This is a genomic window from Pirellulaceae bacterium, assembly GCA_029243025.1.
In the GTDB taxonomy this organism is placed as follows: domain Bacteria; phylum Planctomycetota; class Planctomycetia; order Pirellulales; family Pirellulaceae.
This window is the reverse complement of sequence record JAQWSU010000055.1, coordinates 132,055-155,588: the sequence shown is the minus strand read 5'-3', so window position 1 is coordinate 155,588 and position 23,534 is coordinate 132,055. Positions and strand designations below refer to the sequence as shown.

The window sequence follows — 23,534 nt, the reverse complement described above, 5'->3', positions numbered from 1 at the left end:
CTCGTCAAGACAGCCATGACGACAGAGCGAGGCACAGAGCGATGAAACATGACGTTTCGACGGCGGCACAGCAAGATGAAATCCGTCTTCTCCAGACGGATGCGTCCGATGTAACGCTACGCATCCAACAATTGGAAGACCGATACACGCGTGAATCCGCAGGCGGCAAGCAAGAACATGAACAGGCTGCAACGGAATTAGAAGGAGTCTTTGAACAGCAACATGCACTACTTGACGCCAGCTATACCGAGAAGCTGGAAGCCTCTCGATTGGCTTTTGAGGAACACGTCGACCAATTAAACAAAATCCGCAATCAAACGTCGGATGAAGCATCGCGCCGTCGGGCCGATGAGATTGCCAATACGCAATCGGATTTTGAAGCTACCCGGTTACAACTTCACGATTCCCTACAACTCGATACCGGAGCCGCGAACGAACAACAGAAAAAATCCGCAGGCCAATGTCGCAGATACCTTGCTCAACTGGAAGAGTTGATTGAATGGGTTCAAGAACATCTCGACAAACGAAGCCTTGCACTTCAGGCAGTCAACCCGACCCACGAAAAGTCGGACGATAGAAGTTCTGCCTGTATCAAACGATTCAAATCAGCACTGACTCAGTCAAGCAATCAGCTTGAGGCGATGAATCGCTGGCCACTGTCGAAAATCATCGACAGCATCTGGGCAATCTTTATCCCGATCGCAATCGGATTCTTGATTAGTTATCCCGTCGGATTGGCCTTACGATTTGAAAGGCTCACCTGGCTAACCGCCGTGCTGGTCACCACCATTATTTTGACCGTGGTTTTCCGTGCCGTCGCTCAACGACTGCTGGTGGCAAAAACTCGCAACGCAATGCCATCATTACATGGTGAGCTCGTGAAAGCGAAAACAGCACTGACTCAGGCGAAGTCTGCCGTACGCCAGGAAACCGAGTCCACAATTGCGCAACTCAATTCCCAATACCAACAGCATCTAGAAGCCAACGACAACGAATTGAACCAACGTTCCGCGCGTGCCGAATCCGATTATGCCAACACACGGAAACAACTTGAGACGGATTACCAGCACCGATACCAGGAACTCCAAGTCGCCTGGAACCAAGACACGGAAACCATTCGCAGCCATTTCCTACCACAACTGGAAACCTGCAAAGCAAATTACCAACAACAATCGAACAGCCTCAAGCAACAATTCGCCGATCAGCAAAAACGATGTGACGAAGAGCGGCTGCAAGGAATCTCGGAGATGCAGTCGAAGTGGCAGCACCGACTTCAACACTTTTCTGCTTTCGAGCAAGCCGCCCAGGCCGCATCACAACAACAAAGACAAGCTTGGCCTGATGGCAAGATTGAGAACTGGGATCCTCCGGCAACCGTCCCCGCGGTGATCCCGTTGGGCACATCCGAACTGGTCTTAGAAGAAGGTCTGCGAAGCGAAGACAAAAAAGCAACCACGATCTGGCAACTACCGGCGCTACTGGCGTTTCCCAACAACGCATCATTGTTATTCAAGGCACACGACGACGGACGCAAAGCTGCCATTCGTGTGTTGCAAAATGTCATGCTGCGTTACCTCGTCTCAATCCCGGCAGGAAAACTACGCTTCACCATCTTCGACCCCACGGGTTTGGGCCAAAATTTCTCTGCGTTTATGCATTTGGCAGACCACGACGAACGACTTGTCAATAATCGCATTTGGACCGAAGCCAACCAAATCCAGCAGCGGCTCACTGATCTGACCGAGCACATGGAAAATGTGATTCAAAAGTACCTCCGGAATGAGTTCCAATCCATCCAAGAGTACAACGAACACGCCGGCGAAGTTGCGGAACCATTTCGTGTCTTGGTCATCGCCAATTTCCCAACTCATTTCACAGAAGAGTCCGCACGACGTCTAATCAGTATCGTCAACAGTGGTGCCCGCTGCGGCGTCTACACGTTGATCAGTGTTGACACCAGCCTGCCACTGCCCCGTCATATCCGCCTGGAGGATCTCCAAACACACCACAACTGCTTGGTTTGGGATCGGGATCGATTTCATTGGGAGGACGAGACACTCGTCGACCTTCCCCTAGAGCTTGATAGTCCACCCGATGACGAAACAATGACCTCGATGATCAAGGTTGTTGGCCGTCATGCCGAAGACTCGAACCGAGTCGAAGTGCCATTTTCGGCCGTTACGCCCGCTCGCAGTGACTGGTGGAAAGGTGACTGCGCCCGTGAATTCGACGTGCCGCTAGGCCGCGTGGGGGCAACCCAGCAACTTTCGATGAAACTTGGACGAGGCACTTCCCAACACGTTCTCATTTCGGGGAAAACCGGCTCCGGAAAGTCAACTCTACTGCACGCGTTAATTACCAATGCATCGCTGCGTTATAGTCCGGAACAACTGCAGTTTTATCTGATTGATTTCAAAAAGGGAGTCGAATTCAAACCCTACGCAGATTTACGTTTGCCGCACGCCCGAGTGGTGGCCATTGAAAGTGAACGGGAATTTGGCTTAAGCGTCCTGCAAAATCTCGACGAAGAACTTCAAAAACGGGGCGAGCTGTTTCGCACGGCTGGCGTACAGTCCTTGTCAGCTTACCGAGAAACGAATCCCGCTCAACCAATGCCACGAATTCTACTGGTGGTTGACGAGTTTCAAGAGTTCTTTGTTGCTGATGACAAAGTCGCCCACGAAGCCTCGCTTCTGCTCGATCGCCTTGTTCGACAAGGCCGAGCATTCGGAATGCATTTGATCTTGGGATCGCAAACACTTGCGGGTGCTTATTCGCTAGCTCGCAGCACAATCGGGCAAATGGCAGTTCGGATCGCTCTTCAGTGTAGCGTTGCTGACGCGCACCTCATTTTGAGCGAAGACAACACGGCCGCCCGCCTCTTGGGTCGACCTGGAGAAGCGATTTACAACGATGCGAATGGCTTGTTCGAGGGCAATCATCCGTTCCAAGTCGTCTGGCTTCCAGATGCAGAACGTAGCGAATATCTCCAGAAAATTGAGAATTTGGCAATCACCAGTCGTCATGATTACGGGCCAGCGATCGTTTTCGAAGGGCACGCTGCAGCAGATCCAAGTGAAAATCAAACACTAAACCAATGCCTGAGTCTGGGCGATTCGAACGAAACAACTCCGACAGAATGCGCCTGGCTGGGAGCCGCCGTGGCGATCAAAGATCCCACCTCGGTGGTCATGCGCCCGCAGAGCGGATCCAATCTACTGATTGTTGGACAAGACCAAGATCTCGCCTTAGGCATGTTCATCAGTAGCCTCCTCAGCCTGTCCGCGACGCGCCCGCTAAGACAAGACGGGACGAAGCTTAGGTCGGTTCGTTTCCACGTTCTCGACGGGGAGCATGACAATCCCACCACACTCCGATTTCAAGATCGATTACCGGCCGATATGCCCCTGGACATCAATTTCCATGGCCCCCGAGAGGCAAAAGAAATCATCACGAACCTTGCGGAACAAATTCGCAACCGAGGAGACCAGCCAGATCAAAAGTTCGAACCTCAGTATGTGTTGATCTACGACTTGGCCCGCTTCCGCGAACTTAAACCGGCCGCGGATGATTTTGGTTTTTCAAGTTTTGGGGAAGACGAGCCCAAGAATCCCGCCGGTCAACTCGCTGAAATCCTGCGTGACGGCCCGGCGTTGGGGGTACACGTGCTGATTTGGGCCGACAGCTACAACAACGTAACGCGATGGTTTGAGCGGGCCTTACTGCGTGACTTTGCCTATCGAGTGCTGTTTCAAATGAGTGCGGTCGACTCAAGCAACCTGATGGATTCGGCAGCCGCCAGTCACCTGGGGCCATTCCGAGCTCTGCTCTATGACGATGACCGAGGCCAAAGCGAAAAATTCCGCCCTTATGGCCCGCCTTCCGAGGATTATTTACGCCGGATCACCAAGCAGCTCGTGACGCCGCCGCCGCCCCCCTCTGACGACGACCCTGGCCCAACCACCTCGGAAGCCAATTCCTTCGCGTGAGAGAGACTCTCGGTGCGGCCAACTCACTCGACAGCCGCTCTGTTCTGAGCGAGTGGCGTCACAACATCCAAGGCGATGAATTGATAGCATCATCGCCAGGCGATTACCCCGTCAGGCCATCGAACAATGGCGTGGACAAGTAGCGTTCACCGAGACTGCACATGATCGTCACGATCCGTTTCCCCTTGAACTCGGGACGAGCTGCGATCTGAGCTGCTGCGTGCATGTTGGCGCCGCTACTAATCCCCGCCATGATCCCTTCCTCACGACCAAGGCGTTTTCCCCAAGCGAAGGCGTCTTCATCTTCCACGGTAACCACCTCGTCAACGATCGACATGTCGAGGTTCTTTGGAATGAAACCTGCCCCCACTCCCTGAATGCGATGTTTGCCAGGCTTTCCCCCACCGATGACAGGCGAAGCCGCGGGCTCCACGGCGATCGCCTTGAAATCAGGATTCTGTGACTTGATGTAGCGAGCAACCCCCGAGATGGTCCCACCGGTGCCAACCCCGGCGACAATTGCATCGATTTGATGCCCTGCATCTTCCCAAATTTCAGGACCTGTCGTTGCCTCATGAATCGCAGGATTTGCTGGATTTTCAAATTGCTGCGGCATCCATCCGTGAGGGTCTTTCTCCACCAAACTTGCCGCCGCATCAATCGCGCCTTTCATTCCTTCTGCTGCAGGAGTCAAAACCAAATTCGCTCCCATCGCTCGCAAAAGTGCTCGGCGCTCAAGAGACATCGATTCCGGCATCGTCAACGTAAGCCGATATCCCTTCGCCGCACAAACGAAAGCCAAAGCGATTCCAGTATTACCGCTAGTCGGCTCAATAATATGGCAATCGGCATTGATGATACCCGCCCTCTCAGCCGCTTCGATCATCGCCACACCAATGCGGTCTTTGACGCTATTAAGCGGCTGAAAGAATTCACATTTAGCAAAGACGGTCGCATGATCATCCGGAACGAGGCGATTGATCTTGATCATCGGAGTTTCGCCAATGGCTCCCGTCACCTGATCGTATGTCTTTCCTCTTGGCATACCTGACCCTCACTTCCTAAATCCAAAATGCGATTGAATTTCCCTGCTCAAAATAAGCTCGCGTTGGTCCCACCAGGCGGGAAGCCACCAGAAAGCGAACTTCATCTTGGCTGACCTCAACCCGATCGAACTAAGTCGATCGCCCCAACTACCTGAAGAGTTGGACGACCGGTTTTCAGCAATTAGCGCGATTTCGGCGAGCGACGTGACGGGAAGCATACGGCTTTTAGGGGATCTTGTGTAGGTGGAAAAGTCAGTTTTGACTCAAGCATGCGTCGACGGCTCTGACAATCGATTTGACCTTCTTTTCAGAGGTAATCCGCCGGAAGGCGTCACCGGGCGTCCGTTCCGCACTCATCGGCACCGAATCGCGTCGAAAGGTCACTGGACTCTGAACAAGCTGGCTCCCACTAAAATGCACCTCGCGACATCCGGTTCGAGTCATGATCGAACCTACATTGTCTGCTGAAATACCCGCTCCAGGCATAATGGAAATACGGCCGTCCGCCTGCTCAACCAGTTTTTTGAGCAACAGCACCCCTTGTTCGGCGGAAGGCGCCTGTCCGGAGGTAAGAATACGATCGACTCCCAACTCAATCAACTGCTCGAGCGTCGCAAACGGATCAACGGTTTGGTCGAATGCCCGATGAAACGTGATCTCCAAACCATCGGCATGTCGACACAACGCCCGACAAGTTGGTAGATCAAGATTTCCATCCGGCGAGAGGGCACCGATCACAATCCCGGCAATATCTTGGCGTTTGACGAAATCCAGCTCAGCCAGCATCACCCCTACTTCGTCGCGATCGAAACAAAAATCACCTCCACGGGGGCGCAACATGACCATCACGGGAAGCGGCGTCGCTGCCGCTACCGATTCGATCATCCCCGCAGTTGGCGTTGTCCCTCCTTCAACCAGATTGCCACACAGTTCCACTCGATCGGCACCGAACTGGTGCGCAGTCACAGCCCCCTGACGCGAGTCGATACAAACTTCGCAAGTCCGGTGCGAATGTTTTTTGTTCAAAGCTGAATCTCCGTGTAAAAAATGCGCCGTTCATTCAGAAAAACAAAAGCGAGAACTCGCCAATCCAACAGATTGAGGTCATAATAACCGTTGGCCCCGTTGTCGAATACTTGATCGACCCCCTGACCTGGCCCCGCTTTCCCATTCATCCACGGGCCCTCAACATGCGACAAGGTTTCTCAAAACCGGAGATCATCGCCGGCTTGGCGTTTTTCATCGCCTGGTTCGCGCTTCAAGCTTGGGTTCTACCTCGTCACACCCTATCAACCTGAGTGAGGGAGGGGTGTGAACCGAGTTCGGTTCCATGGAAACTACCAAGAGATCCTTCAATCGCTGATTATTCGCAGGATGCCTCTACAGACATCGAGCCTGCTATTCTGCCAACAACCAATCGACGGCCGCCTGATTGAGGTCACGATTTTCACCTGATAGCAATTGCAGATTTTCGGTTGCGTTGGCGGCTGTAAAAGTTTTCCTGGCAATCCAGACTCCCATCTCATCCTCACCGGCCACTAAGATTGGGTAGGGTGCGGACATCGAGAGCAGACCCGGCAAATCAAAATACTTGGCACCACCGGGCAACAAATTCGGATCTCGAATATCCCGGACTTGTTGGAAACGAAAGCCCCTGGTGTCGACCACCGCTCGATCGATTGCTTCCCCAGCTTGGGCACGCGCAGCAGCAGCCAAGGGGCCCATGCCATCAAGTCCAATTAGGAACACACGATCAGGTTTTCGTTCATGGTTTAAGACAAACCCGGTGACGGAAAGCACATCGTGCACGCGGCTCACAAAGAGGGAATCGTTATAACCAAGCGTATAAGCCGCAGCCTCTCGAGGGTTCTTCACACGGCGAGTTTGCCGATGCGTTTCTCCGTTTGCAAGAAATTCGCCCTGCATCAGCAGATCCACACCGACAACGGCCACACCATGGTCGACAAGTCTCCGAACTGCAGGACGCATTGCAGATCCCTGATACAGGCCTCCCTTACCTTTTTCATCCAACCAAATCGCAACGGCACCCTGCCAATCATTTGGAGCAATAAACAGAATGGGAACGCATTCGTCATGTGCATGATTTCGAAGCAAGCCGGAAATCAGCCAGTGTGATGATCTTTTATCTTTTCGTTTTTGGTCGAATTCCACTTGCCCGAGATCAGGCAATGACCGACCCAAAATCGCGTTGATGGCGGGGGATACAACCGCTCGATAACGTTCGAGTGATTTCGAATCGGTCGGCGTTAAATCAAAAAGTTGGGAGGTCGCATCATCAGCCCACCATCGTAGTAAACGCCGCTCGAAAGCGGGTCCGTTTTCGGGACGAGGATGGTCGTCATCCCACACGGAGAGCTGATCGGCCGAAAGCAGGTCGTAATTTTGTTCGACAATCGGCGTCTCGTGTTTCAAATCAAATTGTCGATTGATCCAGTCATACATTCGAGCTCGACTGACATAATTGTAGTTGTGCCCAAAATGCAAAAGAGGATGATGAACGATCTGGTCTTGGGCTCCTAGCATTCGATAGTGTTGAGCCAATTCTGGATACCCTTTGGTTTTCATTTCGACCGTCCAATCATTGGCCGACAACAAGCAAAGGGGTCGGGGCGCAAACAGGGCCGCAAATTCCACGTTGCCACGCCCGACCCTTAACAAACTTGCATTTTCGCAGGTGCATCCACCTTGCATCGCAGTCGAGACCATCACCGCTGGAATGGCAACGGCGGGTCTCGGATCGATCGCACAAAGAATAAAAGTTTGCGTGCCACCACCGCTGGCTCCAGTCACCGCAATCCGGCTCGAATCAACGTCCGGCAGCGTCTCGATCCAATCCAACACCCGGATCGAATTGTAAGTTTGCAGGCCCATTACACTTTGAAGGTTTGACTCCGCCTGGGGACTAAAAAACCCCCATTGGGTTCCCCCGATCATTTCGAGCCGCTGCCTGCCAAACCGGTGAGCTAACTCGTAGGAAATCTGATGACTATCGCAATAGCCCACCATGTCATATTGAAACACGACACATCCCATCCGCGCCAATTGCACACAACGTGCCTGAATGCAGTTGCGTCCTCCCTGATCAAATCGTTCGGCACCCTGCACAAACAACTGTCGCATCTCTTGATCGCTGGCCACGCCAAAACGACCATCCGGAAAATGGCCATGTGGGCAAAGCACGGCCGGACATGCCTCCTTTTCCCCTTTCGGTCGATAGAGATTTCCGGTGACGTAAAATTGCGGGAAGCTCTGCAAATAGACCTTTTCAACGGTGTAATCGCCCAGATCTCGTTTGCCATGAATGACAGCCTTGGGAGGCAGGCGAGTCGGCATCGGCCAGAGTCCCAAAGCAACCTTGATCGCCGTTCGTTGCCGCTCCGCACGACGCTGCCATTCGACGGGTGTATCACTGACCTGAAACGGAAAATACCCATCCAGATCTTTGAGAGGCTGGAGTCGACGATCCTTTGGCAACTCGCCTACCTTCATCACGCGAGGGGTTGAGGCCCAAAGCAACACATCGCTAACGGGTAACGCACAAAGTCCAACAAGTATCAACCATCGACGTGACATGATTTTTCTCACCCGGGGCGCAACAAAAAAGGCAGCCCGTTACCGACCTGCCTGAGTCAAGCGACTTACTCTTCAACGACCCAAATATTCCGGTAAGCAACCGGATTGCTATGATCTTGCAAGAACAGGACCTGGGGACCGGGCGCTTCGGGGTGACGCCCAGGTGTGCCGTTTGGCAACTCCAAATCGTCATGAATCACGACGCCATTGTGTTTGATAGTCGCACGAGCGTTCTTGATCTTTTTGTCACCATCGTATTTTGCCGCGGTGAAATCGATGTCGTAGGTCTGCCATGCTAATGGCGGCAAGCACATGTTGACATCGGGAGGACTAATGGAATAGATGCCGCCGCATTCGTTGTCTTTGCCTTCCAAACCGAACGAATCCAGCACCTGGACTTCATATCGTCCTTGAAGGTACACCCCACTATTACCTCGTCCTTGCCCTCGTGATTTCGGCATGAACGGGGTTCGAAATTCGAGGTGCAACTTGTGATCACCGAGTTTATCTTTCGACTCGACATTCGTTGCACCGAGCAATTTACCCTCAATAATTTTCCCATTCGTCCAATGATCAACATTGGATCCATCGAATAACACCTTCGCGTTGGCGGGTGGTTTCTTGCCCAAGGTGTCGCTCTTTCGTTCAACTTTCTTCAGCGACCCGAAAGAGTCCCCTTCTACTGATTCGACACCCAACTGCCCGTCTTTAATTCGCAACACAAACTCTGCGCCTTCGAAGATGACTTCGTCCCCGTCACGTTTGCCTTTCAGGCTGGCTGAGGTATCCCCTCGCGACCAACCATCGCCTGGCAATCCTCCCATGTAGCCCACTGCGGTAAACTTTCCGTCTCCATCAGCGATCACCTGAGCCGCCCAACGATTTCCATCCTCAAGCATTCCGACATACTCGCCTTGCACGTCGTAGTCCGCTCCCGCTTCCTTCGCATTGTTGTAGGCTGGATTGTCGTCTTTTGAGTGAGCTGTCGATCCCATCACGACAATTAGTCCGATGGCAAAAAACCTTACATGACAAAAACGCATCACAATCTCCGATGGCAGAAAAACAAGTTGGTCGTTAACAGCCGAGGCAACGAACAAGGTTATTGAATACCTTTACGTAAATCTTAGCCTTATTTTGAAACGATTCGTACTAAGAGGCAAGCAGAAGGCCAACCTGATTTTTAGAAGAGGTCCGCGGATGGATCGGCCTAGCGAACAAATCGCCGCTGAGCACCCGAAAGAGCAGGGAAAACCGCGTGATTTCCGAGTTAGCGGCAAAAAAACGCGCTCAAATTAGAATTCCGGCAGCCGTTCGGGCGGCAGCAATTCGGCCGGCGTGGGAGAGTCGTTAGGTTGCGAATCGACCGGAGGTAGTGGCAGTATTTCGGAATCGGTTCTCGGCAAAATATGCTGCTGGTAACCTCCGCGCGTGACAGGACCAGGCTTGGTGACACAATAGTCAAAGTGCCTGGGAGCGTAGCGGCGTGACTCTTTGGCGGCGGACTGATAGGCTTGCGCGACCCAGGCCCCCTCTGCCAAACTAACCCCGAGATAATCCAAATAGGTGCCTTTCGCGTAGTGAATTTTAGCGGCCGCCAGGTTGTATTCGACCAATGCCCCAAAAAACTGGCTCTCTGCATCGGCCAGTCGACTTTCAGCGTCAAGGACGAACTGCAACTGACTTTCTCCCGCTTCATAGCGAATACGTTCAATCTCAACAGTTTGTCGTGAGGAAATTGAACGATTGAAATTGATCTGGGCCAACTTAAAGGCTCGGTCGTGATCTGCAAAACTATCACTCAACTCTTTCGCAACCTGCCGTTCTTGTTCGACCAAAATGGCTCGCTCGCGACGTAGGTTTAACTCTGCATTTCGGGTAGCCACATGACCGATGCGGTTTCCAATCGGCGTTGAAAGCTGGAGTCCCAATTGCCAGCCTTGTAGATCACCCGTGAAGAGGTCTGCAAAGGCGGAACTATCAATTCCGTCGGCTCTTCGACCTAGCAGAGCATCTCCAAATCCACGCCATCGATAGGCTCCTACCAAATCCAATTGCATCCTGAGAAAATTACGAGCGGCCACCAATTCCATCTCTCGCTGACGGATCACCCATTTTTGACGCCGCAACTCAACTCGCCGTTGCAACGCCTGGTTCAGAGCCTCCCCCCAATCAAACACTAACTCCGCCCGCGACGGTTCCTGTGCAGGACGAATCAGTCGACCGTCATTAATTTCAACACCCATCAACAATCGCAGTCGACGTTCGATGGAATAGACACCCGGGCCTCCTGTAAGGCTTGCAGAATTTGTTCCCGAGCCACTCAACGCACGGGCCACCTGCGCTTGAAATTGATAATACTGAGCACGGCTGAGAGGCTCGTCCGCGTATTTCTCGTCAACTTCGTAGTTTACCCTTGCCACGCGCCAAGCTTCCAGAGCTGAGTCTCGACCGGCAATCCGAGCATCAAGATCGCGATAGGTAAAATAGAGCAGCCAGTAGGTCTGCTCTACATTTTCGATGAAATTGCGGACGGACGCCTCAAAGTCCGCTAAGGCAATATCAGTGCGGACCCGCGCAATCAGAATTCCGTTGTAGTTTCCTGGCGTACTATTAGGACCGGCAATTCGGTTGAATGCGATACCACTCCCCTGTAACAGCGGTTGTCGAACCTCCGCCTCGAACAGCGTATCGTAGTAACTTGGAAACAGATTCACCGTAGAATTGGCGCTCGTGCGATCCGTACGATGCCGCAATGCCATCCGAGTACCGGTGGCAGCTACCTTATTGATTTCCAGATCAAAAAAGGCCGTATTGCGATGTTGCGTCGCCGCCCGATTCGGATCAGGCAGATCGCCAGCGAGGAATGGATTGTTGTACGTTCTTTCGTCTCGATCAAAGAGCAGGCTGGTGGCAAATTGTGCGTCAAAAGCACTCAGCGCCGCCTCTTCACCTGAACGAGGATCAGTTTGCTGAAGGGCAGGCTGAAAAACGGTGGGGGTAGCAGCCGGTGCACTCAACACGCGTGCGCCAATATCTCGCATCACTTCGCTATTGGCCAAGGCAATTTGAATTGCCTCTTTTAAGGTCAGGTCCCAGTAGTCATCCGGTCCCGGTTCCCGAAGCGTTCGCGGCGGCGCTACATCCTCTACGGCGGAGACGGTGGTCATGCACGTATCCGGATAGTCGATCTCCGTCGAAATCGGTGAATAGCTGACAGGCCCATCAAACTTCACCTCTGGCTTGGATCGGCAACCTAGAAATGCAAAGGACATCAGGAAAATGACACTCCAGCAAACAAGCTGCGTGAACTCACGGTCGAAAGTGAGGCGATTCATGCTGTGAAGTCCGTGCAAAACGCGGTGATAGAAGATTCACGTGTCACGTTTTATCGGACCCCTTCGACCCATCTCAGCAGTACAACAGTTAGAGCCCGTACAGTCACTGCAACCCATAAAGACAACGCATTCTACCTGTTTTAACGCGACTGCTTTGCCAGCGGGCCCAAAGATGGGTCCCATTAAACCGTGGAGACGCTAACGATCGAATCAGTCAGAACCCCATCAGGGCAGCAGAAAGATCAACGCCAGCACTGTTCCCGTCTGCAACAATCCAGCGTCCACCTCAAAGACAGGCATGACTTTTTCCCGAACGCAAGGAACGCATTCGCCAGGTCGTTGATAGCCTAAGGTTGTCACGTATTCGTGCAGCGGATTTAGCCCGATCTTGTAAGGAACGATCGGGAATGTCATGAAGAACCGCCCACCAGAAATGACAGGCTGTAAGGGTGGACATACGGTCTGTCCATATCGCTCAAGCGGTTGATCGTCGAAATACAATGGTTGATGAAAGAAGTTCGTTGGCTCCCAGTTGAACTCAACCAACTCCGAATAGAGCGCGCGAGGCCGTTGTCGTTCCTGAAAAACAAATCCGGAACAATTGACCGGAAGTCCGTTTTGTTTGACAAACTTCGGATCGACGCGAAGTGAAGCGCGAATCCCGCCGATCGGCTTGATCGTCTTCCGAAGCTGCTCCGAAGTCGGACAATCATACAAGGGAAATGGCACACTCTCGGGGATCGGCTGGGGAGGAAGATCCTGTGCGGGTTCGGCTCTGAGATCGATTGATACCATTCCCATGCAGGCAAGGGTCAGGCAGCAAAGTCTTCTTCGTCGATCGAACATTAATCGCATCTCCCAGCCCTGGATTGCAAATCAAGAGTTCCCGCACCTGGCAGGACGGTCGCTTATCCATACCATCGTCAACCGGATGATCGATTCTGTTATGACTTGCGCTCGCTCCGTCAAGGAAGACCCATTTACCCCAGACGCGCCATTCAACCCACTCGACGAAGACTTCCTCAACTGCAGCTCAAAGGGACCGGTCAACACCTTCGAACAAGGTCGTTCCAATACGGACAAGCGTCGCACCCTCTTCGATAGCAAGCTCGAAATCACGACTCATACCCATCGAGAGTTCCAACAGGGCTGGCCCAGCGGGCGACTGTCGGACTGTCGTATCGCGCAGGAGCCGAAGTTCACGAAAATTCGCTCGGGCCACCTCCGGGCCACCGGCCAAACCGGCCATCCCCATGAGTCCTTGAACGTCGATCCATTCTGAATCATGTGCCGCACGGACAACAGCTTCGACTTCGTCCGGCGCAAATCCGTGCTTTTCCGCGTCACGCGAAATGTTCACCTCAATAAGAATCGCAACCTTTTGCTGATTTTCGATCGCCCAAGTTTGGACGCTTTTCAGAAGTCGAAGACTGTCGACCGATTGCAACAGGGAGACAACAGGGAGTGTGCGTTTGAGTTTGTTCCGTTGCAGGTGGCCAATCATATGCCAGGAGATCGGCAGCGAGGCAAGCTCTTTGGATTTTTCCCAAAGTTGCTGGGGGCGACTTTCGCCGAGCAGATGGCAACCGGCTTCCACAAGACTTCGAGTCAGGTGGGCCGAAACATATTTGGTCACTGCAACCAACTTGACGGCATCGTCAGAACGACCACTCCGTCGTGTGGCAGCAGCAACTTGTTCACGCACGCGCGAAAGATTGGCGGAAATCTGGTCGCCCGGATTGATCATCTTGCCGGAAACCTATTCAATTTCAATCAATGTCTCGATCTCACCATCTCGGAGAAATCGAGCCACCAAGAATTCGTTGATCACATTTTGACCCAAGAACGTACGATTAATCGATCCCGATAAGGATCGATAAAAGGCCCAATTCTGTTGTCCAATCTGGACCCGAAAGGCAACCGCCTCATCATGATTGACGAGTCGCAATTGCTCGGCGACCGTCAATTGACGCCAGGTTCGGGACTTCCGTTGGCGTTTCGGATCCAGATCCACAAAAAGGGGCACGTAAAGTCCAACCCCCACAGCGCTTCTCTGCAAGGATTGACCGTCAAATTGGCCAAGATGACAACCGGCTTTCCATTCGTTTAACGCCAGTGGCATCATGCAGCCAAGGTTCTTTTTCGATTTAATCCCGATTTCACAAGCCTGGTCGTCATGCACCAGTTCGACTTGGTCGTTGAGTGGAATCGGTCGGGAGTAGTGAATTTTACTCGGCTCCGTACCACCGATGAGCACATCGGCGGAAAACAGAAAACGGTCTCGGCGGGCGAGCAAAATTTGCCGCTGTAGACGCCAAGAATCGTTGAGCCGCACCTCCAACTCGATGTAGTCCATATCGTCATCCGAGGACCAACACAACTCCTCCCAATCCGACGTAATCTGCAGCGGTTCATTCTCAATACGGATCTCAGGCACATCATCTCCCGACCAAATCACCTCCCCCCGATCGCCCAACTCGGTGATGAGACGAGACGAGTCGAAGGTCATCGCAAGATAAATCGACTTGGGTCCCCATTGGCTTCTGAGAATGGCCGACTCAGCCCACTCCGAGTGTTCCCCCGGACTCGGCAAATCAAACGAACTTTGTCGAGGTTCCAACTTGCCAATCGCACACTGAAAACAATCTTGGTCAAGTTGATCACCGCCGCAGCGAATTGCAGCTTTTAACAGTTCATCTCCACAACGGGGTTTGGAGTTTTCTTCGAACACAAAGCTGCCATTGGAACGTCGCCAGCGGATTGTCTGGCGGACAAGCCACTCGTAATGCATCTTTGCCTGCTTGTCGATTCGACCTCCGTCAACCTCGCCATCCATCTGCACGCAACGAGTCCAACTTGCTAACAAACCTCGCCACTGACGCACGTAACGAGCCTGGGGCATACCCTCCCCGTCCAAAAGTTCGACCATCGCCTCCGAAATCGCCTTACGTGCGGGAGTTGCTAAGGCGGAACAAAGTTCGACGGGGGGAAACCAATAGGCCAAAGTGAGTGGCAATTCAGCTGAGAATAATTGAGAGACGAGCGCATGATTGACTTGTCGCTCGCGTGCCACCTGGGCTTCCAAAGCGGTGTTCAACAAGAACGCGAACAAATCCCACCAATTTTTGGCAGGAAGTCGGGTTGCAAGCCTCGCCAACGTGTTGGCCCAAGCGAGACATTCAAGAGCAAAGGGAACCGAAGCCTTGCGAGTCGCCGCAGCAGACAACCAATCGTCTACCACAGCCGACCAATCTGCTGGCTCGCCATCATGCCACTGTCGCTTGACGGAATCCAACCGTTTCAACAGCTCCCTCGTGGGCGTTTCGCACTCGGCATCCAGCGACCATTCAAGCGGATTGCGGTCTTGCCGCATCAGTTTACGTAGCGTCGTCGGGCGTTTTCTCGACGCCAGCTTTTCAGCCCAGGTCTGCCACGGTGCATGCTGCTCCAGGTCAGCAATAAACTGCTGCCCCTGTTCCCAATCGATCGTCACCGGAGCGACGGTTGCCTTTTTTTGTTTTTTCTCACTTTTGCTGCGTGAGCGGGCACGGGCGGTCGAAGTCATGATCGATGTACATCCTGTCGAAGAAAAACTGGCCTATTCATCCAACCGACCTGCCCCTTTGAAAGCGACACCGGGCCGTTCAGCCTGGCGTCAGTGTCGATCGGACGACCGCTGACGAGGCTAGGCAATCACGGGAACCTGCCACCCCAAGAGGAGTTAGGACAATTAGGTTACAAAAGAATGGAGGCTCGGTCGATAGCCCAAGCAACGTGAAAATCGGCTCAAACCGAACCTATTCAGCCTGTTGTCGCCACCATGACTTGCTCACAAAACAACTTACTTCGGCTCCCTGGGGCAAGGCTTGGGCAGGATTCCGATTCACCCATCTCTCAAGAGGGACTAAACTTAGAGTAGCGACTAGAATCTTGAGCCTGGAACCAGTTGGGAACCTTGATAATGATGCGACCGATGTTAGCGATGCTGCTCTGCTTCTTTGTCAGCGCGTCGCTTGTCCACGCGAACAAAACGGATGAGGAGACGGCTCAAACAACTTCGAGCTCCTCAGCGAGCCCAACAAAGCCATCCCCACCGACCGTTCCCGCAGGCTGGGTCCAACTTTCTCCCACCGAACAGGTTTGGGTAGACAAACGCAATAAACGTGTGATCGCCGGTGGAAAAATCTGCCTTCGTAAAGGCTTGTTGGAAATGTTCGCCTGCCCGCGTGGCACGAAAGAGCACGAATCGATTGTCGCGGTCAATGGAAAATCATCTTTGGTTCACGCCGGCTTGCTTGCGATTGGAGCCAAACCGGGGTCACCCGTGCGATACGACCCGGAGTATCGAGCTGCGACCGGGCCAATTATTGACGTCGAAATAGCTTGGCGCGATAAGAACGGCAGGACGATCAAGCGGAAAGCTCAGGAGATGATTCGGCATGTGCGAACCCGCAAACCGATGTCAGACGATTGGGTCTTCGCTGGCAGTGGATTTTGGAAGGACGAAAACTCCGGAAAGCAATACTATCAAGCAGAGGGTGGCGAAATGATTTGCCTCTCGAATTTTTCAACAGCCATGATGGATTTGAATGTCGAGAGCCCGCAAGCGAACGCCAATCTGGTTTTTGAAGCATTGACCGAAAAGATTCCTTCACTTGGAACGGACGTGCGAATGATTCTCACGCCGCGCACCGAGTAGTCTCTTGAGTTGAGGCACAACTCACAATCCGCAGCAATCGCCTAGCCAAGACAGTGCTGCAGCATTTCCGCAGGTTTGGCCAAGTAGCTGGTATAAAAGGGTCCGAATTCGGCGTAACGGGCACTCGCTTCATCAAAACGCATTTCGTAAACGATATGGGTTAGAAACTGCGGATTAGCAGCCCAAAGCGTCACCCCCCATTCCCAATCGTCCAAGCCAACTCCGACGGAGATCAGCTGCGAAACTCGCCCGCCGTACGCCATGCCGCTTTTGGCATGTTCGCTCATCATCCGACTACGATCTTCAAACGGAAGGGTGAACCAGTTTTCACCGACTTTTCGTTTCTTGTTCATCGGATAAAAGCAAGTAGCGGGCCACTCAGGAAATTCGGGCGTCAAACGTTGGCGCCGCATCATTGGTTCCCGTCGTTCATAGGCACTCACTTTTGCTTGGTAGGACTCGCTACCCTCAACTTCTCCTTCGGCAACAATTCGCTGTGAGTATTGTTCGACGGTTGGCACATACTCCGAAATCTCGGTCAACGAGACGAAAGAATAAGTCGACTCCAACGCCGGCCCCATTGCCGACTGCATCATGCGTTGGTTGACGGAATCCACGCGTAATGGATCTGGGTCCATCAGCATCAGGCCAAAGTCGGCTTTGTGACCACTCACAATTGAAGTCTGCAATCGTTCAGGCGCCATTCCCGCTAGTGGATCGAGGCATGCAATTAAGTCAGTACGTGCCTTGTCGCGTTGCTCGGCAGACATACTGGCTAATACACCACGGTTAAACCGGTAATAAAGGTGGCTGCAATGCCAGCCGTCACCGGGCGTTAAAGAGGGTTCTACGGGCTTCGCCGCAGGTCGTCGGTCACTCATGATTTCCCTACACAATCGATCCGGTTGGTTTCCATCAAGATTAGCAGAGAATGATAACAAAGACGGCTGACCGCAGAAAGGACTCCAACCGCAGAGTTAGCCACGGTTCAGAGCCGAAAGGTCGCAGACGAGCTGCATGAGAACCTCACGAGTCACGTTGGCTGGCACACAAGCTCTCGCTTGTCCGGCTATTTTTTCATACCGACACAGCCGAATCAGCCCCGTCTGAGCGAACACTTCATAGTATCGTTTTCCGTTCTCACATTTTTGAGGCTGCTCGGAACGTAGTTGCAGCGTGGAGGCAGAGCCATCCATTTCAATTGTTCGCAACGGCTCCAGAAGATAGTTCACGCGTTGCGCTAACTGGGCACCAATGGCGCGTAATTGCTTGGCATCGAGCTGATTAAGTCGCGCAGCCCGATAGATCAAGCGATCAAAAGCACAACCAATCGAATCAATTTCGACCAAGCTAATTTCAACGCGTTCTTGGTCGCCATCGGCGACCAGAGTCGCAGCTCTGCCCTGTTGAGCCGCATCGTCCAAGCTTCGCTGCAATACGATTTGCATTGACACCCCACACCCCCTAGGCGATCAAGCCTGTTCTTCGGACTCATAAGGTTCTTTTGATTGACTCGCCGAATGATCTGATCCGTCGAAACTGAGCAAAGTAAAGTGCCCGTCCATCACCGTTTCAATGTGCACGGGCCGTTTCCAGATTCGATATACATTTTCCAGGGTCGCCGCAGCATAATCGGCTTTCAATTCCGGACCACAATATTGATGCTTGAGCAATAGTTCGCCACGATTTTTGTGATTTGCATCCTGGACATGAATCGTGGGTCGACCGAGATTTGTCAAACTAAAGAGGAGCTGTTGTTTGATTTTCTCAAACTCCCGACTTTCAATTTCGTAATAGCCTGACCCCTCGTTGTAGCTAAAGGAAAACATGTTATGGCGTTTACAAAAATCGAGCGTCAGAAACTCGTCGATGAATGTCAAGTCATTGTGGATACGTCGAACTTCAAAGATTTTTTCGCGACCCAGCCCAGCGTTCGTATTCCAGCGTCGTTTTTCTTCCAGGTCATCGCAATCATTGTAATCGCGACCGAAGCAACCACGATTCCAGCGATCCTCAATATCACGCAGCAATTCCACTCCCAACTTGTAGGGGTTAAGTCGAGTTGGTGAACTTGCCAGAGTTCCAGACGTATGATCCGCATAAGCGATCACGTCACCCGAGGCGGCCAAACCATGTCGAGTCATAATGGTGGTGTGCCAGTAGGTGGCCCAACCTTCATTCATAATTTTGGTTTGGCCTTGCGGAGCGAAGTAGTAGGACTCATCGCGAATAATGGACAGTACATCAAGCTGCCAGGGTTTGAGCGGAGCGTGCTCAAGCAAGAACAACATGACATCCCGTTCGGGTTCAACGGCGGATTGTTCCGACAAACTTGCCACTTCGCCCTGCGATTGCTCTTCGATCGTTTCCCGAGGATTAATAAACCGATCCATATAACCTTTTGCACGAAAGCGTGCCGGTTCACTCGATTGCCCCGGCTCATCGGTTGGATCATGAAAACCACCGCGAGCATCTCGACTCGATCGCTTGATAAAGGGCGAATGAATATCAATCAGATCCTCAATACTCAAACACACATCAACAAACGACTCAACCACATCTACGCCAAATCGATCCATATAACGACGAATACGATTTCCATGATTCGCCATCTCGTCGACCATCTTTCGATTTGTTTGGCCAAACCAGTAGTTCATCTTAAAAAAGTCACAATGCCCGTACACGTGAGCGATCACCATCATGTGATCGGTCATCGAATTGCTACTTAGAAGATAGGCATAGCAGGGGTCATTATTGATCACTAACTCATAAATTTTCTGCAATCCGTACGCGTAACCTTTGCGCAAACGATCGTACTCCATCCCAAATCGCCAGTGGGGATATCGGGTTGGAAAGCCGCCGTAGGCGGCGACCGCATTGAGTCGGTCAACATCAACCACCTCAAAGATGGTCGGAAAGAAATCCAGGCCATAGTCAGCAGCCCGTGATTCCATTTCAACTTGGACGTCAACCAATTCTTGAGGTAGCGGTCGCAGGTCGGCGATGGCCATAAATGAATCCTGACTTAAATTATCTCGTGTTCTTCGAAATCAGCTTGGTGACTTCAAATCGATCGTCTTCCAACGAGTGAATGACGTCGTAAAGCCTCGGCAGATCGAGGCTCAGTCGAATGCGCGCCACGCGAATGGCCTCGGCAGGCGAACAACCGTCGACCGTAACACTCGCATGTCCGACGGAAACGCGATAACGAGTCGGAAACTTGGACCGATTCATGTCGATCATTTTGTCGTTCCTCGTGCAAGAACCCAGTAATTACCATGACCAGACAACCCTCAGGCAGGCTGCCCCCAACCTTATTTCCCGGTCCCCAGGAAGGCTCGGATCGATTCGTAAATCCCATCCTTATTTTGAATTTCCGACAGAATCAATGATTCGCATTCGCTCCCAAACCGAGATTCCAGGGAATGAATATAGTCACCACTTCCATAAGGACTTTCGACTTGACCGTAACAAAACAAGTTACAGACCGGCAGTAACGATTCTTCCATCAACCGCAAACTCTCTTTATTGTCTTCTCCCCAGTTGTCTCCATCTGAAAACTGGAAACAGTAGATATTCCAGTCGGTCACCGGATAGTTCTTTTCGATCACATCCATCGCCACTCGATAGGCGGAACTGATTCGCGTACCGCCGCTTTCGCGTGTGTGATAGAAGGTCTCTTCGTCAACTTCTTTGGCCGCGGCATCGTGAATAATGTAACGACGATCAATCCCCTGGTATTGTCGGCGCAACCAGGCATCGATCCAAAAGGCTTCCGTTCGCACAATCTCCTTTTGGTCATCCGTCATCGATCCCGAAACATCCATCATGTAGAGAATCACGGCGCTGGCCTGAGGTTCAGGTATATTCGTCCAAGAGCGATATCGCATATCCTCGCGAACGGGAACAATGCGAGGCTTTTGATAATTGTAAACGCCCGTGGAAATCTGTCGGCGTAAGGCCTGAACGTAAGTTCTTTTAAAATGCCTAAGCGAGGCAGGACCGGTTCGTCGAATGCTATCGTAACGTGCCCTCTGCTCCGAGATACTCGCGTTGCCTTTGGGCTCAATCCGTGGCAATTGCAATTCATCACCGAGGATATCGGCGAGTTCTTCCAGCGTCACATCCACTTCAAGAACATGGGCTCCCGGATCACTACCAGCTTCTCCGACCCCCCCCTCGTCATCTCCTCGAGCTACAGGTTGTCCGGCTTCTCCGTCCCCCTGACCGACTCCGCCGGACTTATTTTTTCCATATCGGAAACGAGGCACGTCGAGTTGAGGAACAGGGATACTAACAACGTCCCGCCCCTTGCGACCGATCATTTCTCCGTGCGTCACATACTTGCGCATGTTTTCACGGATTCTTCCGTTCACAATATGACGAAATCGAGTGACGTCGCGTTCGATCTTCGTAGCCATGCATGACTCCCGTCCGACTTTATCATGTCGGGTCACACTGTCGATCCAAATTGATTTGAGCGTCGGACGGCGACAAGCCGAGCGACACTGGACTGACCAATTTACGAATCCTTTGCATCACCTCGCGCAAAAATACTGGCAACGTAATTCAGCACATCTGTGGCACTTTCCTCGTCATAGCCACAATTTTGAATCAGGCGACTTTTGACCACGTCGATTTTCACCTGGGTCTCTGCATCCACCACATTCGACACAAGACTCGTCAGCTTGATCGTGTCCTTTTGATCTTCGAATAATTTCAATTCCAACGCCTTACAAAGGCGTTCATTCGTTTTGTAGTCAAAGGTCTTGCCATCAATTGAGAGAGCGCCGATATAATTCATAATCTCACGGCGAAAATCATCTTTCCGGCTTTCTGGTATGTCAATTTTCTCTTCAATCGACCGCATCAGCCGTTCGTCGGGCTCTTCATAAGCTCCGGTAAACTTATTCTTTACTTTCTCATGCTGCGTGTATGCCTTCACGTTGTCGATATAATTTCCACAGAGTCGTTTCAAAGCATCTTCGTCCGCAGCAATTGCGCGTTGCACTTCGTTTTTCACGATATTTTCATACTCCTCTTTGACAACGCTCAAAAGATCGCGATATCGTTGCCGCAGTTCATCGCTGGTGAGCAACGAATGGTGCTTGAGCCCCGACTCCAATTCATTGAGCACCATAAAGGGGTTGACCGAGCGAGCTTCGGGATAGGCCACAAGGGCGTTCGAAATCTTGTCTTGCACATAGCGAGGCGAGATTCCAATCATGCCTTCATTGACCGACTCCTCCCGAAGCTCGTTGATGTTTTCTTCCGTAAATCCTGGCAGAGACTTGCCGTTGTACAGTTTCATTTTCTGCAAGATTGTCAAACTCGCGTTCTTTGGCTCTTCTAAGCGAGTGAGTACTGCCCACATGGCGGCCATTTCAATGGTGTGCGGCGCAATGTGTTTCCCCAAGACTTTTTCACTGTTGTAATCTTTCTCGTAAATCTTGATTTCATCTGACAGCCGAGTCACATAGGGAACGTCAATCTTGACTGTCCGATCGCGCAGCGCCTCCATAAACTCATTGTTTTGCAATCGACGATACTCCGGTTCGTTGGTATGGCCAAGAATGACTTCGTCGATATCCGTTTGCGGAAACTTCTTAGGTTTAACCTTGTGTTCCTGACTGGCACCCAGCAGGTCATACAGAAAAGCCACATCCAGTTTGAGCACTTCGATGAACTCAACAATGCCTCGATTCGCGATATTGAATTCGCCATCAAAATTAAAGGCCCGCGGATCACTATCACTGCCGTATTCGGCGATTTTGCGATAGTTGATATCCCCCGTCAGCTCCGTCGAATCTTGATTCTTTTCGTCCTTAGGCTGAAATGTCCCAATGCCGACCCGATCTTGTTCGCTCAGAATCAATCGGCGTAAGCGGACATCTTTGGCAACTCGCGTCCAATCACCGTTGTATTTCTGCAAACGATTTGCGTACATAAAGCGGCAATAAGGACACAAGTCGCCCGTGATGGAGACTTGAAAATCGCCGTTCGCATCCGCGTTGAGATAGGACAGGATCTGGCTTCGATCCTTGGCGGGTACCAAATGCAACGGCTCTTCATGCATGGGGCACCACTGGACCGAGTTCGGATCATCCCCCTCCGAATCAATCCAACCGAGCGTGTAGAGAGCTCCCTGATCCGTCGTGCTGTATCGCTCAATCCCTTTTTTCAACAATCGGGCAATCGTGCTTTTGCTGCTACCAACAGGTCCGTGAAGCAACAACACACGTTTTTCGATTCCATAACCGTGTGCAGCACTCTTCAAAGCAAAAACCAACTCCTGCAGAATCCGGTCCAAGCCAAAGATCGCATCTCGGCCACCGTCATCCGGATCATCAAAAAATCGATAATGATGTCGATGCTGCCGACAGACTTCGTATTCCTCAGCACCATACGACATGATCATGTCGTAAACCCGCTGATAGGCATTTCTCGTCACCTGAGGATTAGCACGAACAATGTCCAAGTACTCCTCAAAGGTGCCCACCCAGTGCTCGCGCTGAAATCTTTCAAGATCTTGTCGTTGTGCGACCCGTGACATGATTTCCCGACCAGCGTTCATAGCGACTCTCCTCGGCGGGTTGATGTCCGATTTGGGGTCTTGTTCACACAGGATCCCCAATCTCAGCTGCGGGACACCAAACTCCGATCAGTTAAGTTTTGTTTCCAGAACGGCAACCTTAGTCTTGACGGTCAACTAATTTTTTTCGCGCGGTCCTCAAATCCTCCTCTCAATTCATCCATCCATTCCGTTGGTCGACAAGTTCGCTCAGCGCAGCACCTAACGCTCTTTCATTTCAACCCAATTCGAGTGTGACGAAACGCGCAACCGTAATCCCCATGAATCACATCGAAG

General features: G+C 52.0%; 17 protein-coding genes. 2 read left to right on the top strand and 15 right to left on the bottom strand.

Going from position 1 to position 23,534, the window contains the following annotated elements:
* Window positions 1-41: 41 nt before the first annotated feature.
* Window positions 42-3,989, top strand: coding sequence for an FtsK/SpoIIIE domain-containing protein (locus P8N76_27125; GenBank protein ID MDG2385373.1), 3,948 nt, complete (start codon window positions 42-44; stop codon window positions 3,987-3,989).
* Window positions 3,990-4,092: 103 nt separating this feature from the next.
* Here the strand turns inward: P8N76_27125 and cysK are convergent, their stop codons facing one another.
* From cysK to P8N76_27080, 9 genes are all read right to left on the bottom strand, one after another.
* Complete coding sequence (gene cysK, locus P8N76_27120) at window positions 4,093-5,034, bottom strand: cysteine synthase A (GenBank protein ID MDG2385372.1); 942 nt, start codon at window positions 5,032-5,034, stop codon at window positions 4,093-4,095.
* Between the two features lie 253 nt (window positions 5,035-5,287).
* A complete protein-coding gene (locus P8N76_27115; GenBank protein MDG2385371.1) occupies window positions 5,288-6,061 on the bottom strand; it encodes a copper homeostasis protein CutC in 774 nt (257 codons plus the stop codon).
* On the bottom strand, window positions 6,058-6,210 hold the full coding sequence (locus P8N76_27110; GenBank protein ID MDG2385370.1) for a hypothetical protein: 153 nt from the start codon (window positions 6,208-6,210) through the stop codon (window positions 6,058-6,060). The genes P8N76_27115 and P8N76_27110 overlap by 4 nt, the downstream gene beginning before the upstream one ends.
* Window positions 6,211-6,433: 223 nt before the next feature.
* Window positions 6,434-8,629 (bottom strand): alpha/beta hydrolase family protein, encoded by a 2,196-nt coding sequence (locus tag P8N76_27105; GenBank protein MDG2385369.1) that lies wholly within the window; start codon window positions 8,627-8,629, stop codon window positions 6,434-6,436.
* Window positions 8,630-8,694: 65 nt separating this feature from the next.
* Entirely contained in the window at window positions 8,695-9,672 is a 978-nt protein-coding gene (locus P8N76_27100; GenBank protein MDG2385368.1) for a DUF1080 domain-containing protein, read from the bottom strand.
* Window positions 9,673-9,924: 252 nt separating this feature from the next.
* Window positions 9,925-11,967, bottom strand: a complete 2,043-nt coding sequence (locus tag P8N76_27095; GenBank protein ID MDG2385367.1) for a TolC family protein — start codon at window positions 11,965-11,967, stop codon at window positions 9,925-9,927.
* 225 nt (window positions 11,968-12,192) lie between these two features.
* The gene (locus P8N76_27090) at window positions 12,193-12,813 is read right to left on the bottom strand and encodes a hypothetical protein (protein MDG2385366.1); all 621 of its coding nucleotides are present in this window, start codon (window positions 12,811-12,813) and stop codon (window positions 12,193-12,195) included.
* A 187-nt stretch (window positions 12,814-13,000) separates the two neighbouring features.
* Window positions 13,001-13,714, bottom strand: coding sequence for a YggS family pyridoxal phosphate-dependent enzyme (locus tag P8N76_27085; GenBank protein MDG2385365.1), 714 nt, complete (start codon window positions 13,712-13,714; stop codon window positions 13,001-13,003).
* A 12-nt stretch (window positions 13,715-13,726) separates the two neighbouring features.
* Window positions 13,727-15,532 carry a hypothetical protein gene (locus P8N76_27080; protein ID MDG2385364.1) on the bottom strand — a complete coding sequence of 602 codons (1,806 nt, stop codon included), beginning with the start codon at window positions 15,530-15,532 and terminating at the stop codon, window positions 13,727-13,729.
* Between the two features lie 396 nt (window positions 15,533-15,928).
* On the opposite strand from P8N76_27080, the gene P8N76_27075 reads away from it, so the two are divergent.
* Entirely contained in the window at window positions 15,929-16,666 is a 738-nt protein-coding gene (locus P8N76_27075; GenBank protein ID MDG2385363.1) for a YdjY domain-containing protein, read from the top strand.
* Window positions 16,667-16,707: 41 nt separating this feature from the next.
* Here the strand turns inward: P8N76_27075 and P8N76_27070 are convergent, their stop codons facing one another.
* The 6 genes from P8N76_27070 to P8N76_27045 form a co-directional block, all read right to left on the bottom strand.
* Complete coding sequence (locus P8N76_27070; GenBank protein ID MDG2385362.1) at window positions 16,708-17,547, bottom strand: heme-dependent peroxidase; 840 nt, start codon at window positions 17,545-17,547, stop codon at window positions 16,708-16,710.
* A 96-nt stretch (window positions 17,548-17,643) separates the two neighbouring features.
* On the bottom strand, window positions 17,644-18,114 hold the full coding sequence (locus P8N76_27065; protein MDG2385361.1) for a hypothetical protein: 471 nt from the start codon (window positions 18,112-18,114) through the stop codon (window positions 17,644-17,646).
* Window positions 18,115-18,138: 24 nt separating this feature from the next.
* The gene (locus tag P8N76_27060; GenBank protein ID MDG2385360.1) at window positions 18,139-19,677 is read right to left on the bottom strand and encodes a SpoVR family protein; all 1,539 of its coding nucleotides are present in this window, start codon (window positions 19,675-19,677) and stop codon (window positions 18,139-18,141) included.
* Window positions 19,678-19,696: 19 nt separating this feature from the next.
* Entirely contained in the window at window positions 19,697-19,909 is a 213-nt protein-coding gene (locus P8N76_27055) for a hypothetical protein (protein MDG2385359.1), read from the bottom strand.
* 71 nt (window positions 19,910-19,980) lie between these two features.
* Window positions 19,981-21,087 carry a DUF444 family protein gene (locus P8N76_27050; GenBank protein MDG2385358.1) on the bottom strand — a complete coding sequence of 369 codons (1,107 nt, stop codon included), beginning with the start codon at window positions 21,085-21,087 and terminating at the stop codon, window positions 19,981-19,983.
* A 101-nt stretch (window positions 21,088-21,188) separates the two neighbouring features.
* Window positions 21,189-23,240 carry a serine protein kinase gene (locus tag P8N76_27045; GenBank protein ID MDG2385357.1) on the bottom strand — a complete coding sequence of 684 codons (2,052 nt, stop codon included), beginning with the start codon at window positions 23,238-23,240 and terminating at the stop codon, window positions 21,189-21,191.
* Between the last annotated feature and the right edge of the window lie 294 nt (window positions 23,241-23,534).

Bases quoted from the DNA above. Each gene is read 5' to 3' on its own strand.
- P8N76_27125 (MDG2385373.1), top strand. From the start codon at position 42: ATGAAACATGACGTTTCGACGGCGGCACAGCAAGATGAAATCCGTCTT.
- cysK (MDG2385372.1), bottom strand. From the start codon at position 5,034: ATGCCAAGAGGAAAGACATACGATCAGGTGACGGGAGCCATTGGCGAA.
- P8N76_27110 (MDG2385370.1), bottom strand. From the start codon at position 6,210: ATGAATGGGAAAGCGGGGCCAGGTCAGGGGGTCGATCAAGTATTCGAC.
- P8N76_27105 (MDG2385369.1), bottom strand. From the start codon at position 8,629: ATGTCACGTCGATGGTTGATACTTGTTGGACTTTGTGCGTTACCCGTT.
- P8N76_27100 (MDG2385368.1), bottom strand. From the start codon at position 9,672: ATGCGTTTTTGTCATGTAAGGTTTTTTGCCATCGGACTAATTGTCGTG.
- P8N76_27095 (MDG2385367.1), bottom strand. From the start codon at position 11,967: ATGAATCGCCTCACTTTCGACCGTGAGTTCACGCAGCTTGTTTGCTGG.
- P8N76_27090 (MDG2385366.1), bottom strand. From the start codon at position 12,813: ATGTTCGATCGACGAAGAAGACTTTGCTGCCTGACCCTTGCCTGCATG.
- P8N76_27085 (MDG2385365.1), bottom strand. From the start codon at position 13,714: ATGATCAATCCGGGCGACCAGATTTCCGCCAATCTTTCGCGCGTGCGT.
- P8N76_27080 (MDG2385364.1), bottom strand. From the start codon at position 15,532: ATGACTTCGACCGCCCGTGCCCGCTCACGCAGCAAAAGTGAGAAAAAA.
- P8N76_27075 (MDG2385363.1), top strand. From the start codon at position 15,929: ATGATGCGACCGATGTTAGCGATGCTGCTCTGCTTCTTTGTCAGCGCG.
- P8N76_27070 (MDG2385362.1), bottom strand. From the start codon at position 17,547: ATGAGTGACCGACGACCTGCGGCGAAGCCCGTAGAACCCTCTTTAACG.
- P8N76_27065 (MDG2385361.1), bottom strand. From the start codon at position 18,114: ATGCAAATCGTATTGCAGCGAAGCTTGGACGATGCGGCTCAACAGGGC.
- P8N76_27060 (MDG2385360.1), bottom strand. From the start codon at position 19,677: ATGGCCATCGCCGACCTGCGACCGCTACCTCAAGAATTGGTTGACGTC.
- P8N76_27055 (MDG2385359.1), bottom strand. From the start codon at position 19,909: ATGATCGACATGAATCGGTCCAAGTTTCCGACTCGTTATCGCGTTTCC.
- P8N76_27050 (MDG2385358.1), bottom strand. From the start codon at position 21,087: ATGGCTACGAAGATCGAACGCGACGTCACTCGATTTCGTCATATTGTG.
- P8N76_27045 (MDG2385357.1), bottom strand. From the start codon at position 23,240: ATGAACGCTGGTCGGGAAATCATGTCACGGGTCGCACAACGACAAGAT.